Genomic DNA, 15,642 nt, shown 5'->3' on the forward strand with positions numbered 1-15,642 from the left:
GGGTGGAGGCGTGACGGAACCGCGCCCCGAAGACCGTGACGGGACGCAGGACCCCGCTGCTCCGGAGACCGCGCCCCCCCCGCGCCGCCGGGGCTGGGTGTGGTGGTGGGTTCTGGCTGTTCTGGGCGCCCTGCTGCTGGGGCTGGCATTCCTGCCCGCGCTGCTGGGCGGGGCGCTGCTCGCAAGGTTCGGCACCCCGGCGGGCGTGAGTGCCGACCGCGTGACCGGGCCGCTGTGGGCACCCAGCCTGTCGGGCGTGCGGGTGAACATCCCGGGCCTGACGGGCGAGGCGGGCCGCGTGGGCGTGACGGTCGCGGGTGTGAATCCCCTGACGCGGGTGGTGCGGCTGAACGTGCAGGCGTCCGACGCGGCGCTGAACCTGAAGTTGCAGGACCTGTTCGGCGGAGGCGGCGGCGCGGCGGGCGGTGGGGGCGGCTGGACGGTCGTGCTGGGTGGCCTGGACGTGCAGCGCACCCGCCTGAACGTGGACGGCACGGGTTTCAACGTGCCGGACGGCCGCTTCACGGTCACGCCGGGGCAAGGCGGGGCGCTGTCGGTGCGGGGCGCGACCCGTGACGGTGACCTGAACGCGGGCGTGCTGGTGGCCGAGAAGGCGGGCGCGAACGTGTTCACGGTGAATCTGGACGCGGACGCGCGGGTGCTGAACCACTACTGGCCGGGCGTGACCGCCGGGCGCATCACTGGTCGCTACGTGCTCGGGGACGGTCCCATCGTGGGCGACCTGAAGGTGACGGACGCCGCGCTGCGCGTGCCGGAGGCGAAGTTCGTGACGGTGACGGGCATCGGCGGTACGGCCACGCACCGGGGGGACGACATCCGCCTGAATCTTGCCGGGCAGGGCTGGAACGGCCCGGTCACCGCGACGGGCGGCGTGGACCTGAAGGCGCAGAACTGGTCGGTCACGGCCGACGCCGCGCCGACCGTGTCGGGACTGGCGCGCGCGCTGGGCACGACCGGGGACGGCACGCTGAAACTGCGGGTCACGGCGGGCGGCTGGAGCACCGTACGCGTGAAGGCGTACGCGCAGGGGGCGGGCACGCTGGCGGGCGTGGGCTTCAGCGACGCGAACGCCGAGTACACCTTCCTGAACGAGGACGGGAACGTGGCGGGCCAGACGAACGATCTGGCGTTCAGCGCGGACACGGCGCTGGGCGGCTCGGCGCAGAAACTCGCAGGCCGCTGGGCGTTCGGGCGCGAGGGCCGCGTGAACCTGAACGGCACCTTCGCGCAGAAGGCGCTGGACGTCGAGGGCCGGATCGACGCGCAGAACCTGCTGAGCTTCGACGGGCAGGGCCTGGGTGGCCCGCTGCGCGGCACCTTCAACCTGAACAACACGCGCCTGAACGCCGTGCTGAACCCCACCTTCGGCGCGGCGGGCGCCCGCGTGGCCCTGAGCGGCACGCCGGACGAACTGCAGGCGCGCGTCACGGACGGGCAGGCGGGACCCTTCACGGGCCTGTCGGGTACGGCCGCCTTCGACCGCCGGGGCCTGCGGGTGGATCTGGGCGCGGCGAGCCTGAATCTGGACCCGGACTTCCGGGGCACCTGGGCCGCCCGAAACCTCTCCGGCAGTGGCGTGACCCTGACCGGCGGGGGCCGCATCGACCTGACGGGCGGGGACGTGACGGGCACCCTGAACGCAACCGTGCCGGGCGTGCCGCAGCCGCTGCAGGGGCCGCTGGACCTGAATTACGTGCAGCAGCGCGGGACGTTCACGGCAGGCTCGCAGCGCCTGAGCTGGAATGGGGACGCCTTCGGGCTGCGCGCCCGGAACCTCGCCGCAGCGGGCGGCCTGCGGGTCACGGGGGACGTGACGGTCACGAACACCCTGAAGGCCTTCGGATCCCTGAGGGCGGTGGGAGCGGGCGTCACGCTGAGCGCGGTGGGCAACGGCACGACCGCGCAGCTGCGCGGCACGTCGAACGGCGTGACCGTCCTGGCCGACGCGGACCTGCGCGCCCCGTACCGCGTGCAGGCGCGCGTGGCGGGCGCGGACATCCGGGGGAGCGTGACGCTGGCGGACGGCGTGCGCTTCACGCTGACCACGCGGGGCGACACGGCCAGCGGCACCGTGGACGGCGAGAACATCACCGCGAGCGGGCGCGTGAATCTGGGTGCGCTGCGGCCCCTGCTGCCGGGCCTGAACCTGGGCGGCACGCTGGACCTGAACCTCGCGGGGCGGGGCGGGTCGGCGCGCGTGAACGCGCAGGCAGCGGGTGCGGGCATCACGGGCACCCTGACCCGGCAGCCGGGCGCGGGCACGCCGGTCACGGCGGACCTGACCGTGACGTCGGGCAGCGGCGCGGGCCGCGTGGCCGCGCAGGTCGCGGGCCGGGTCTTCCCCGACCTTCAGGTGGGCGGGACCGTGCAGGCGCAGGGGCAGACCCTGAACGCCCGCGTGACCGGCCCGTACGGCGCGCTGAGGGCCGCCGTGACCGGCCGCACGGGCGTCCTGTCCTTCGGGGGCGTGACGCTGCCCGCGCAGGCGGTGAACCTGCGGGGCACCCTGACGCCCGCCGTGCGCGTCGGCGGCACCTGGGGTGACCTGACGGCCGCGTACGACGGCCGCAGCGGTCTGGTGCAGGTCAGCGGCGCGCAGGCCCTGACGGCGTTCGGGCAGGCGGGGCGCGTGCAGGGCCGCGCGTCCTGGGCGCCCGGCCCGGACGGCTCGTTCCGGGGCGCGGTGAACGCGCGGGGCGTGCTCGACCAGTACACCCTGGCTGTCAGCGGGCCGTGGAACGGCCTGAATCTCCTCGTCACGGATGGCGAGGGGCTGCGGGCCGAGGGCACCGCCTCGCTGCCCAGCGGGCGCTACGACGTGGATGTCAGCGGGCCGCTCGGGAACGGGCTGTTCGTGGACGGGAACGTGCAGGGCGCCGGAACCGAGCCGCGCGGGCAGGTCGCCGTGCGGGACGCGCAGGGTGGCCGCGCGACCGTGACCCTGGCCGGCTTCGACAACCTGAACCTGACCGCGCAGGGCCTCACGCTGGCCGGGCAGCGGCTGGAGGGGACCCTGAACGCGCGCGGCGGCGTCCTGAACGGTAGCCTAAACGCCGGGCCGTTCCTGGTCCGCGCGGACCGAGGGGCGCTGCGCGTGACCGGCTCGGTCGCGGGGCAGGCCGTCACCGCGACCGGGCGGGTGCGGCTGCCCGCCACGCTGGAGGGCCTGAACCTGCGCGTGACCGGGCCGTACTTCACGGCGACGGCGGGCGGCAGCGTGGCGGACCTGCGCGGCACCCTGACCCTGAAGCCGCAGCGCTTCGCAGCGGGCCCGACCACGCTGAGCGTGCCGGGGCAGTCGTTCCCCGTGCGCGGCTCGCTGACCGGCGCGCGCGCGACCGTGGGCGGCCTGACGTACGCGGGTGGAAACTGGACCGGGGCGCTGGGCCTGCGCTACGCGCTGGGGAGCACCCCCGCGACCACGCAGGCGGGTACCGTGCGGCTGGCCGGGCAGGGCACGACCACCCTGCTGGCGCTGCCTTCGGGGCCACTGACCGGGCGGGTGTCGGTCCTCCCGGCGCTGGGGGGCACGCTGAGCACCAGCCTCGCGCCGTTCACGGCGGGCCTCCCGGCGGACGTGCGCGCGGCGCTCGTGCCGGGGCGGCTGGAGGTCGCGCTGGGCGGCAGCAGCGCCACGCTGTTCACGAGCGGCACCCGCTACCTGGGCAACCCGCTGCGGCTGGACGCCCGCGCGGACTGGAAGAACGGACTGACCGTGAGGGGCACCCTCACCCACCCGGGCTCGCGGATTCCGGTGGCGTACAGCGGCGCGGGGCTGACGGTCCGCAGCGCCGTGCTGGACGCCCGGGTGCTGAGCCCGGTGCTGGACGGCGTACGCGGCCGCATCACCCTGAATCTGAGCGTGCCGGATCTGGACTTCGCTCGGGCGACCGGGCGCGCGGACGTGAACGTGCAGGCGGCCGGGCAGGCGGCGCGCGGCAGTGTCAGTCTGCTGCGCGGGCAGGTCAGCGCGAACCTGAGCAGCAGCCTGGGCGGGCAGGCGCTGAGCGTGCGCGGCCCGCTGTACCCGCAGGCGAACGCGGCGGTGACCTTCGAGGACCTGCGCGCCGCCCTGACCGGCCGCGCGGGGCCTGGGGCGGGGGACGCACTGACCCTGCGCGTGAACGGCTCGTACGCCGGGAAGACCGTGAACGTCACCGCGACCGGCGTGGCCCTGACGGGCGGCGCGGCCCGCGTGACTCTGGGCGGCAGCGTGGCGGGCGCGGCGCTGGACCTGACCGCCACGCAGCGCGCCGGGGCGGGCCTGGACGCCTGGACCCTGGGCGGCTCGGCGAACGCGGGCGACCTGCGGCCCCTGCTGGGGCAGGCGGGCCGGGCGTCCGTCACATTGGGCGGCACCCTGGCCGACGTGCGCGCCACCGCGCAGGGGGAGGTCTCGGGCGTGACCTTCCGCGCCCCGCTGCGCTACGCGGGCGGCGCGCTGCGCCTGGACGGCGCGCAGGCCGAACTGGCGCAGGGCACCGTGCGGGCGGGCGGGCCGGTGTTCCCGGCGCTGAACCTGGACGCGAAGGTGACCCTGACGGATCTGCTGCCCGGTACGTACACGGCGCAGGTGCGTGGCAGCCTCGCCCGGCCGGACGTGACCGCGCAGGGCACCCTGACGGACGGCCCGTCGGGACTGCGTGCGGCGGGCACGCGCGTTACAGCGCACCTGCTGGGCGGCGCGTACCGCGCGGTGTTCACGGGCGCGCCCCTGGCGGGCGAGCTGCGGGGTGACCTGGGCACCGGCGCGCTGGGTGGCCTGCAACGGGTCGCGCTGACCCTGAACGCGGCCCTGGTGAACGCGGACACGGACGTGCGGCTGCGCGGCCCGATCGCCTGGAACGCCCGCACAGGTTTCAGCGGAGCGCTGCGCGCCGTGGGCGACGTGCCCGGCGGGCCGCTGGACGCCCTGCTGGACGGGACCCCCACGGGGGACCTGACCGTGGCGGCCACGCTGGGTATGGGCGTGCGCGAGGCCCGCGTGACCGGGCGCCTGCCCGCCAGCCTCCCGCTGCGGCCGGGCGGCACGCTGACCCTGGCGAGCTTCGACGCGGGCGCCCTGTGGGGCCGCGCGGAGCAGCTGCGCCTGAGCGGCGCCGCCACGCTGGGCGGCGCGTCATGGAGTGCGCTGAACGCCTCGTTCAGCGGCACCGTGCAGGACACGCAGGGGGACCTGAGCGGCGACCTGAGCGCCCGCTACGCCACCGGGAACGCCCGCGTGCAGCTGACCGGCGCGCGCACGAGCGGACTGGCGACCCTGGACAGCGGGCGCTACGCCGCGTCGCTGCGCGTGGACGGCCTGCGTGCCGCGCGGCTGCTGCCCGCCGGGCTGGACGTGGACGCCCTGACCGTGGCGGGCTCCCTGAGTGCCAGCGGCACCCTGTCCGGCGGGCTGGAGGCATTGAACGCGCAGAACCTCGCCGTGAAGGGTGAGCAGGCGCAGGCCGGGCCGTTCAGCCTGTACGGCCGCGCCGCTTTCGATCCGCGTGCGGACGTGCTGAGCGCCGACCTGAGCGGCAGCCTGCGTGACGGCGTGCTGCGCGCCCAGGGGTCCCTGCCGGGTGGGCTGCGCGTGACCGCGCGCGACCTGAGCACCGCGTACCTGAACGCCGCGTCGCCGGGGGCCGGCACGCTGGGCGCAGACCTGACCTTCTCGGGCCGCGCCGCCGACCCGGCCGTGGCGGGCCGCGTGACGCTGACCACCGACCAACTAGAGGCGCTGATCACCGCGTCGGGCCGGGTGCTCGACCCGCGCCTGAACGCCCGCGCGACCCTGAAGGGCAGCCTGGGCGGCACGGTGTACGCCGAGGCGAGCGACCTCGACCTCGCGGCAGGCACCCTGCGGGCCCGTCTGTACGGCACGGTCCGCAGCGGTGACACCCGCGCGACCCTGGATCTGAACGGGATGTGGCCGCGCCTGTCCGGCTCGGTGCGGGCCAGCGTGGCGGGCCTGCCCGACCCCGTGACCCTGACCGGCGACGGGCGCGGCACGTACGCGCTGGCCGCCGGGCGACTGGGTGCGGGCTCGCTGAGCCTCACGCCGGGCGCGAACCTCGTCCCGGCGCTGGCGGGTCGCCTGAACGTCACGCCGCTGCCGCTGGTGGGCGGCGCGGGCGAGGCGACCCTGACCGCCAGCCTGGGCGGCACGCTGGTCTCCCCCACCCTGGCGGGCACGCTGAGCACGCGCGGCGCGGCGCTGGCCGGGATCACGCTGGGCGACCTGAGCGGCACCCTGTCCGGCACGCTGGCCGGAGTGAAGGGGACACTGACTCAGATGGGCCGGACGGTCGCGACACTGGACGGCTCCCGCGTGACCCTGAGCGGCCTGAGCGCGGCGGCCTTCGGCAGTCAGCTGGAGGCGTCGGGCAGTGCGGCCCTGGACGGCACCGCCGACCTGACCGTGGACGCCTCGGGCACCCTGGCGGGCCGCGTGCAGGTCACCAACCGCGCGCAGGCGATCACGGCGCGCGGGAATCTCAGCGGACCGCAGGGCCTGCGCGCCGCGCTGGACGTCACCGCCGACCGCCTGGGCGGCTGGCGCGGCAGCGCGCGCGTCACGGGCGGCCCCGCCGGGGTCCTGACGCAGCCGCTGACGCTGCGCCTGAGTGGCCCGCTGGGCACGCCGCTCGCGCAGGGCGAGGCGGGCCTGCTCGGCGCGGGCGCCCGCGTGGTCGCCAGTGCGCGCGGCGTGCAGCTGCGCCTCGTGGACGGCCCGCAGGCGCAGGGCAGCGGCGTGCTGGAAGCCCGCCCCGGCGCGCGCGGCGAGTGGGCGCTGCTGGGCACCGCCAGCCTGACCCGGCCCGAGGGCGCCGTGACCGTCACGGCGGACGGCACCCTGGCGGACCCGCAGGCGCAGCTGTCCGTGCGGCGCGGCGAGTGGCGCGCCAGCGGCAGCGCCAGCCTGAAGGCCGCCGACCTGAACGTCTCGGACGGACTGGTGGACGGCTCGCTGCGCTGGCAGACGGGGCAGCTCGCGGCGAACCTGCCGGGCCTGAACCTGGGCCGGCTGGGCATCACGGGCCTGTCGGGCCTGCTGACCGCCACGGGCAGCGTGAACACCGACACGACCTCGGGCCGCGTGGCGCTGAGCGTGCGCGAACTGGACACCCCCTACGAGGTGCCGTACCTGGGTGTGGCGCTGCGCGGCAGCCTGGACGGCGAGGTGACCCTGGCCGGGGGCCGCCCCGACGTGAACCTGACGGCTGCCCTGAGTGAGGGCACGCTGGCGCTGCGGTCCGCGCAGGGTCCGGCCTTCTGGACCGGCACGCTGACCGGCCGCCTGACCCGCGAATCGGGCACCCTGGACGTGAACGTGCGCGCCGCGGGCGACGGGCTGCGCGGCACGCTGGGCGTGCGTGCCTACCCGCTGGAGGTCGCCGGGCAGAGCCTCACCCTGAACGGCGCGGTGACCCTGAACGGGCAGACGTTCGCGGCCGACCTGAGCGGCGGGAACGACATGGGCAGCGCCGACCTGAGTGCCTCGGGCGGCGTGGCGGACCTGATTCCCGCGCTGGAGGGCGTGCTCGCCGTGCAGCCCACCGGGGACGGGTACACGCTGCGCGCCACGCTGGACGAACTGGAGGTGCGCGACCTGAAGATTGCCCCGGCGCTGTCTGGCCGCGTGAGCGGCGAGGCGAACCTGCGGGACGGGGGCGGCACGTTCGTGCTGCGCGCCGACGCGCTGACCGTCGGCACGAAGGTCCTGCCCGCCCGGCTGGAAGGCACGCAGGTGGGCAACGACTGGCGCATCCGGGGCTTTCTGGGCCAGTCGGACTTCACGGCGGGCCTGGGGAGCGGCGAGGTCTTCGGGCAGGGCAACCTGCGCGCCCTGCCGGTGGGCGCGCTGGTGGGCGCCTTTACCGGGGAGACGCCCGGTGAGGGCGTCGTGACCGGCGTCGCCCGCTTCCGCTTCCCGCTGGCCGACCCGACCGCCGGAACGCTGAACGTGGTGGCCGAGCGCATCCGCGTGAGCGCCACGAGCGGCAAGGGCGAAGGCGCTGTGACCGAGACCCTGACCGGGAGCGGCACGCTGGACTTCGCCAGCCGGGAGCTGCGCGGCGTGAACATCCAGCTGGGCGGCGCGGGCACCTGGGACGTGCGCGGCCAGTACACCCGCGAGAACGTGAACCTCAGCGCGCAGTTCACGGACACCACCTTCACGCCCGTGCTGCGGCTGGTGCCGGGCCTCGTGGACCTGACGCCCAGCCTGAAGGGCACCCTGACGCTCTCGGCAGCCGGGACGTACGACCGCCCGCGCGGGCTGCTGCGCGCGCAGAACCTCCAGGGCAGCGTGGCAGGCCTGAGCCTCAGCGTGCCGCAGTTCGCCGGGGACCTGCCCGACAGCGGCGCGTTCACGGCGGGAGGGCGCGTCCTGACCGGCGGCACCGTCGGGTCGGACGGCACGCTGAACATGGCCGGGCAGCTCACGCTGGGCCGCCTGAGTGGCACCCGCGTGACCTTCACGGGCCTGCTGGCCCCGCAACCGCTGGGCGCCCTGCCGAACAGCGCGGTGACCCTCGCGCAGCAGCCCGACGGCCGCTGGACACTGGACGCGCAGAGCCGCAGCAGTACCACGGCCAGCGGCGCGGGCACCCTGAGCCTCACCGGGACGCTCTCGCCCAGGTGGGATCTGAGCCTCACCGCGCGGAACTACAACCTGCCCCTGGCCGTCATCTACGGCCGCGAGAGTGCCCTGAACGCCGACCTGCGCGCCGTGGACGACGGCAGCGTGATCCGCGTGACCGGCGCAGCGGACTTCGTGCGGCTGGTGCTGGGCCGCGTGAATGCTCCCGCCACCATTCCCGCCCCCGGGCAGAGCAGCGCCGATCCCAGCACGGGGCGCACCACCGACAACTTCGTGAGCCCCCTGCCCGAGGAATTCACGACCTTCCCGAAACCGCAGGAGGACCCGGCCGCCCGGCCCGCGCGGCCCTTCCTGCAGCGGCTGGTGTTCGAGGACATACCCATCCGCGCGGCAAACGGCATCCGCATCGACGAAAACCTCGTGCGGGCCGAGTTCACCGGCGGCCTGACCCTGGCAGGCAGCGGCGACCGTCCACGCCTGAGCGGCGGGGTCCGCTCGCAGCGCGGCTTCGTGTACCTGCGCGAGAATGAGTTCGCGCTGCAGGACAGCAGCGTCACGTTCAGCGGCGACAACCTCTACCCGACATTCAGCGTGCAGGCCAGCGGCACCGTCACTGCCGTCACCACCCGCCAGCGCGTGCCGGTCACGCTGGAACTGAGCGGGGAGTTCGTCACCCGCAACGGCACGCCCGTGCTGGACCTGACCACCACGCTGCGCTGCACCGCTGAGGGCAGCAGCTGCGCCGACCCCGCCACGGGCCTCCCGTACGGCGAGGCGGAACTGTACGCGCTGGTCGCCACCGGCGTCCCGAACCTCGCGGCGCTGCCCAGCAACCTGGGCGCACTGGGCTCCAGCGCCATTCAGACAGCCCTGAACGTGTTCGTGCTGGGCGAGTTTGAGCGCACCATCGCCAACGCGTTCGGCCTGGACGTGTTCCGCCTCACGCCGAACCTCAGCGTCGAGGACGGCACCGTGGGCGCCACGATCACGCTCGGGTCGTACCTGACCCGCGACCTGTACCTCCAGTATCAGGTGGACCTGAACGGCGAGGGGCTGATCAACGCCGAGTACACCGCGCCCGACAGCCGCTTCACGTTCAAGGTCAGCACGCCCCTGAAGGGCCTGAACCTCCAGTCGATCCGCCCGACCTTCAGCGTCGGGTACAACGTGAACGACCGGACCAACGTGAACTTCGGCGTGGAGAACGGCGAACGCGGCGCCGTGTTCCGCTTCGGCGTGCGCTACCTGTTCGGCCGGTAAGGTGGGGGGCGCGCGTCTGCCCCCATCTCGCCCCGGCACCGGGCCATGAAGAGCGCCGCCCCCGCACAGAGCAGGGGCGGCGGCGATGTGACGGGTCTGCTCAGCCGACGGTGACGTTCGCGCGGGGTTCCAGCGCGTAGAAGGCCACGACGGCCACCAGGGTGCCCACCCAGCCGGGGGCGCTGCCCAGGTCCAGCTCGAAGGGGCGGCCCAGGACGGTGCTGCCCAGCTGCCCGACGAGCTTCTCGCCGGTCTGCTGCGCGACGACGTTCCAGCCGACGATGGGTTCGCCCATGAAGCCGGTCACGCGGTCCACGCCACGCAGCGTGAGTTTCTGCGCGCCGACGTTGCCGCGCAGCTCGCCGTCTTCCAGCTCGATCTTCACGGAGTCGGCGCCGACGGTGCCCTGCACGCCGCGTTCGGTGATCTCGAGGTTGATGTCCTTGCCGTGCAGCTTGCCGCCCGCGCGGCCCCTGATGGTGTCGCCGTCGATGGCGCAGCGGATGCTGTAGCCGTCCGCTCCGCCGAGGCGGCCCTTGATGAGGTCTTCCATGCGCGCGAGTATAGCGTGCCCTCACGGGGCGGGGCGCGTCCCCTCCCGCCCCGGTGCGAGGCCCAGCCGCTCGAAGTACGCCCGGCGGGTCAGCACCGGGCCGCCGTCCCCGAGCCCCACCCGGCCCACGTTCCAGCGTTCGAACAGCACCCGCAGCGCCCCGCCCAGCAGCGCCGCGCCGAACCACGCGGGCGGCTCGCCGTTCCAGCGCAGCGTCTGCCCGTCCCAGGCGAGGTGCGGGCAGCCCTCGTCGTGCGCGGCCCAGAACATCCCGCCCGTGTCCCCCAGGCGCTGCGCGCGGACGGTCAGGGGCGGCTCACGGACCTCCGCGTCGAACTGCGGGGCACTCCAGACCTGCGCGTACAGGCCGTACAGGCCCTGCTGCACGGCGTGGGCCTGGGCGCGCACACGGGCCTCCTCGCGCCCGGTCAGGCTGCCGGGCGGGCGGTCCAGTTCCGCCCGCAGGGCCGCCAGCTGGGCCTCCAGCGGCGCCAGACGCTGCCGGGGCGTGGGCGGCGGCGGCGGGGGTGGCGGGTCGCCCTGCAATGTCGCCGCCGGGTCGAGGTACTCGCGGCTGCCCCAGCCGCTCACCTCGCGCAGCGCGGCGTCCTCGATCACCCACAGGCGCGTGGCGACCTCCCGCGCGAAGCGGCGGTCGTGCGTGACGATCACCACCGCCCCCCCGTACGCCTGCACCGCGCCCTCCAGCGCCAGCAGCGCCTCCACGTCCAGGTGGTTCGTGGGTTCGTCCAGCAGCAGCAGGTCCGCCCGCAGGCCACTCACGAGCGCCAGCCCCGCCCGCGCCCGCTCGCCACCCGACAGCACCTCCGGGGTTTTCGGCCAGTCCTCCGCCCCGAAGCCCGCACGGCCCAGCAGGGTGTTCGCCTGCCGCCCGAAGCGCCGCTCGAACTGCGCGTGCAGGCCCTCGCCCGGCGTCAGGCCGTGCCACGTCTGGTCCAGGCTGGCGACCGTCACGCCCGGCGCGACCCGCAGCGCAGGCGGCGACCCGGCCTCCCCGGTCAGCGGGTCCGGCGCGGGCGGGTCCGGGTGCAGTTCGCCGGACAGCAGGCGCATCAGCGTGGTCTTCCCCGTGCCGTTCGCGCCCATCAGCGCCACCCGGTCACCCTGCCGCAGCCGGAAGGCAGCCTCCGACAACACGGGCCGGTCCCCGTACGCCTTGTTCAGGTGCTCGCCCCACGCCACCAGCGGCGCGCGTGCCGTGCCCGCCAGCAGGCGCATGCGGATCTGCCGTTCCGGCAGCGGCGCCTCCGGCACGCTCTGCCGCTCCGCGCGGGTCTTCAGCGCCCGCGAGCGGCGACCCCAGCGGTCCAGCACCTCCACACTCCTCGAGAGCCGCTGCGCCTCGCGTTCGCCCAGCCGCGCCGCGCGGGCCTGCGTGCGCCGCTCCAGCTCCCGCTGTGCCGACGCCCGCGAGTACCCCCCGGGATACCCGGTCGCCGCGCCGTGCTCCAGCCACACGCTGCGCGTCGCCACCGCGTCCAGAAACTCCCGGTCATGACTGGTGAGCAGCACCCCACCCCGGAACGCCCGCAGCCAGCCCTCCAGCCACTCCCGCATGCGGATATCCAGGTGGTTCGTCGGTTCGTCCAACACGAGCAGGTCCGGTTCACGCGCCAGGGCCAGCGCCAGCGCCAGCCGCGTCCGCTCCCCCCCGGACAGCGTGCTCGCGTCCCGGTCCAGAAAGCGCGTCAGGTCCAGCATGCCCAGCACCCGCGCCACCCGCGACGGCCAGCGGAAGGCATCCACGTCCTCCAGGTGCGCGTGCAGCGCCGACCAGCGCGCCAGCACCTCCGGATCACCCAGGTCCGCCTCCAGCTCCAGCAGACTCACCTCCAGCGCCCGGTACGGATGAGCCGCGTCCACCAGCGACCGCACACTCCGCCCCGAAGGGTGCGCGTGATGCTGCTCCAGCACTGCCACCCGCAGGCCATCCGCGCGCCACACCTCACCTTCCTCCGGCACCCGCTCCCCGACCAGCACCCGCAGCAGCGTCGTCTTCCCCGCCCCGTTCCGGCCCAGCAACGCCACCCGCTCACCCAGCGACACGCCCACACTCACACCGTCCAGCACCACCCGCTCGCCAAACAACACCGACACGTTCGACGCAGCAATCAGGGTGGACGGCACAGACACGCCCGCAAGGCTAACAGAAGGGTCCAAACAGGAAATGCGCCGAAGGGCTCAGTGCAGAACAGGAAGGCGGCTGACCTGCGGACGACCCCTCCGGCCCTGCGGGCCACTTCCCCCCAGAGGGGAGGCTGGGACGGCCTGCATGTCTTGGCTCCCCTCAAGGGGAGCTGGCCGCGAAGCGGCCTGAGGGGTTCACCCGCACCGTCTACACCTGCCTGACCATTCCGACTATGCCCCGTGTGGTCGCAGCTCTAAGTTCACAGCCACCCGTCCGCTATCCTGTGTCGAATGTCGGTCGTGCCTCACCCTGCCCCTGAAATGCCTTCTTCCGCGCCGTTCGTGGTGGCGGCGCTGTATCAGTTCCGGGCGGTGGCGGACCCAGCGGGTCTGCGGGAGCGGCTGCTGGCGCTCGGTGAGGCGCGAGGGTTGTGTGGGACGCTGATCGTGGCGTCCGAGGGAATCAACGGGACGGTCGCGGGGAGCCGGGCGGGGATCGACGCGCTGCACGCGGCGCTGCTCGCCGAGGGCTTCGCGGGGCTGGAGTACAAGGAGTCCGGCGCGTCGGCGCAGCCTTTTAAGCGGTTCAAGGTGCGTCTGAAGCGGGAGATCGTGACGCTGGGCGTGCCGGTCGCGCCGGAGCGGGAGGTCGGGCAGTACGTAGAGGCGGGCGACTGGAACGCGCTGATTGAGTCGGAGGACGTGGTCGTGATCGACACGCGCAACCGGTATGAGGTGAAGGCGGGGACGTTCCGGGGCGCGGTGGATCCGGGGATCGAGTCGTTCCGGGAGTTCCCCGCGTGGCTGGACGAGCATGCCGAAGAACTGCGGGGGAAGCGCGTGGCGATGTTCTGCACGGGCGGGATCCGCTGCGAGAAGAGCACCAGTCTGCTGCGGCAGCGTGGGTATCAGGACGTGTTTCACCTGCGGGGCGGGATCCTGCAGTACTTGGAGGACGTGCCGCAGGAGCAGAGCCGCTGGGACGGCGAGTGTTTCGTGTTCGACGGGCGCGTGACGGTCGGGCATGGCCTGCGCGAGGGCGCGGCGGTGATGTGCCATTCGTGCGGCTGGCCGCTGGGTGAGGCCGAGCGGGCTCACGCGCTGTTCGAGGAGGGCGTGAGTTGCGAGCACTGCCACGCGCGGACCACACCGGAGCAGAAGGCGGCGTTCCGGGAGCGGCAACGGCATTTCGACCGGCAGGTGCAGGAGGGGTGCGGGGCGTGACGGTCGCGTGAGGCGGAGTCCGTCTCTTTCGTTGACAACCCGGAACACCGCCGGGTTGCCAACTCCACGCCCGGACTCCGCTCTGCTCCTTCTCGCATCCGCTCGGATTGAACGGTTCTGGCGAACCATTCAATCGGAGCCCATATGAGGCGGCGCGGCGCCCTGGTCGTCCTGGCGGGCCTGGGGGTGGGCGGCGCGCTGCTGCTGGCCCAGCCCCGACCGGCCACGCCCGCGCCCGGCAGTGCGGAGGTGCGCTTCGTGCAGGACATGCGCGTCCATCACGATCAGGCGGTCACGATGAGCGTCCTCGTGCTGAAGGTCGCGGCAGACCGCTCGGTGCGTTCGCTGGCGCTGGATATTCAGCTGGGTCAGGAGGAGCAGAACCGGCAGATGGAGGCGTGGCTGCGCCGCTGGAACGCCCCGGACGGCGCCGCGCCCGACGCGATGCACGCCAGCATGATGGGCATGGCCACGCGGGAGGACCTCCTGTCCCTGAAGACCCTGCCCGCCCGGGAGGCCGAAACGCAGTACCTGCGCCTGATGCGCCGCCACCACCAGGGCGCGCTGCTCATGGCCCGGCCCCTCACGGGCAGCCGTCAGCCGCTCGTCGCTGGCCTCGCCCGGCAGGTCACTGCCACGCAGTCCGGTGAGATCCGCACCCTGGACAGCCTCCTGAAGGCACGCGGCGCGCCGCCCCTGCCCGCGCCGCACGGCATGCGGCACTGAGGGGGTCCTGGGTCAGTTTCCTTCCACTTCCGCCGGGATGGGGGCGGGGAAGATCAGGGCGCTGAGGGCCAGACCACCCAGGGCGGTCATGACGGCCACGCCGAGCCACAGTTCGAGGCTGAGGCTGGTCTGCCCCCGCCACACGGCGTCCCCGAGGTACGGCACCCAGACGCTGAGCGGCAGGAGGAACGCGAAGGCGCGCAGGTGCCAGGGCCGGGTGGGGCTGGGGCGCAGGAGGGCGTGCCACACGTCGATCAGGAGACCCGTGGCGACGGCCAGCAGCGGAACGCGGATGTTGCCGGGGAGGACCATGAGGGTCATGCCGAGGTTCGTGACGCCGTACATGACGGCGACTGAGCCGAACGGGAGGGTGAAGCGGCGCAGGAGCAACAGGGGCGGCGCGGCCATGACGACGGCGGTCAGGAGGATGGCACTCAGCTCTCCGCGCGTCTGCACGTAGCCGAGGCCCTGCGGAACGGTCAGGAGGCCCCACAGGTACATGTGCATGAACGCGGTCATGGCGAGCAGGCTGGTGGCACTCAGCGTGGCGACCCAGCGGACGGCGGGGCGCGCGGCGCGGGGTTCGGGGCTGCGCCACGCGGCGTTCAGGGGGGACGCGCCGATCAGCATCGCGCCGAGGAACAGCAGGAGGTGCGTGGGGGACAGCAGCGCCTCGATGCCGACCTCGATGCCCAGCACGGTGTGCCACGTCAGGTCGCCGACGCCGCCCAGCGCGAAGATCGGCACGCCCAGCGCGGCGAGGTGGTACCCGTCCGGGAAGGCGCTCAGGCCGCGCCGCCCCTCGCGCCAGCCGCGCGAGGCGAGAAACAGGCACCACCCGGCGACCGCCAGGAAGCCGCTGTAGAACGCGGCGTGCCAGGGCGTGAAGAACGTCTCCAGCGTCTCGCCGAACTGGTTGTGCGCCCAGCCGTCCGTGAACACGCCCGCGATCAGCCACCATGCCAGGGCGATGGTGACGAGGTTCTGGCGGGTGGTGGCCCGACCCGCGCGGGTAGCCGGGGCGAGCGTGGTGGACGCCGTGGTCATGACGGCAGTGTACCGGGGCGGGGTGTTATACGGGTTCCGTTTGTTTCATTGATAGATCGGCACACCACCGATCTGC

Annotated in this window: 6 protein-coding genes; 3 read left to right on the forward strand and 3 right to left on the reverse strand. The window is 74.1% G+C overall.

What is annotated here, in order from left to right; translation table 11 throughout:
- Nucleotides 1-10 precede the first annotated feature (10 nt).
- Nucleotides 11-9,868 (forward strand): translocation/assembly module TamB domain-containing protein, encoded by a 9,858-nt coding sequence (locus tag SY84_RS03145; protein WP_245621390.1) that lies wholly within the window; start codon nt 11-13, stop codon nt 9,866-9,868.
- Nucleotides 9,869-9,968: 100 nt separating this feature from the next.
- Here SY84_RS03145 and SY84_RS03150 read toward each other — a convergent pair whose 3' ends face one another.
- Entirely contained in the window at nt 9,969-10,421 is a 453-nt protein-coding gene (locus tag SY84_RS03150) for a hypothetical protein (RefSeq protein WP_046842793.1), read from the reverse strand.
- 21 nt (nt 10,422-10,442) lie between these two features.
- Nucleotides 10,443-12,575: an ATP-binding cassette domain-containing protein gene (locus tag SY84_RS03155; protein WP_245621391.1), complete on the reverse strand. Its 2,133-nt coding sequence runs from the start codon at nt 12,573-12,575 to the stop codon at nt 10,443-10,445.
- A gap of 315 nt (nt 12,576-12,890) precedes the next feature.
- Between SY84_RS03155 and SY84_RS03160 the strand changes: the two genes are divergently transcribed.
- A complete protein-coding gene (locus SY84_RS03160) occupies nt 12,891-13,793 on the forward strand; it encodes a rhodanese-related sulfurtransferase (protein WP_245621392.1) in 903 nt (300 codons plus the stop codon).
- A 144-nt stretch (nt 13,794-13,937) separates the two neighbouring features.
- Nucleotides 13,938-14,519 carry a DUF305 domain-containing protein gene (locus SY84_RS03165; RefSeq protein ID WP_046842795.1) on the forward strand — a complete coding sequence of 194 codons (582 nt, stop codon included), beginning with the start codon at nt 13,938-13,940 and terminating at the stop codon, nt 14,517-14,519.
- A 12-nt stretch (nt 14,520-14,531) separates the two neighbouring features.
- Here the strand turns inward: SY84_RS03165 and SY84_RS03170 are convergent, their stop codons facing one another.
- On the reverse strand, nt 14,532-15,566 hold the full coding sequence (locus tag SY84_RS03170; protein ID WP_046842796.1) for a hypothetical protein: 1,035 nt from the start codon (nt 15,564-15,566) through the stop codon (nt 14,532-14,534).
- Nucleotides 15,567-15,642: the final 76 nt, after the last annotated feature.

The organism is Deinococcus soli (ex Cha et al. 2016) (assembly GCF_001007995.1).
GTDB lineage: Bacteria > Deinococcota > Deinococci > Deinococcales > Deinococcaceae > Deinococcus > Deinococcus soli.

Excerpts from the sequence above, each read along its gene's own strand:
- SY84_RS03150 (WP_046842793.1), bottom strand. The coding sequence starts at position 10,421 with ATGGAAGACCTCATCAAGGGCCGCCTCGGCGGAGCGGACGGCTACAGC.
- SY84_RS03160 (WP_245621392.1), top strand. The coding sequence starts at position 12,891 with ATGCCTTCTTCCGCGCCGTTCGTGGTGGCGGCGCTGTATCAGTTCCGG.
- SY84_RS03165 (WP_046842795.1), top strand. The coding sequence starts at position 13,938 with ATGAGGCGGCGCGGCGCCCTGGTCGTCCTGGCGGGCCTGGGGGTGGGC.
- SY84_RS03170 (WP_046842796.1), bottom strand. The coding sequence starts at position 15,566 with ATGACCACGGCGTCCACCACGCTCGCCCCGGCTACCCGCGCGGGTCGG.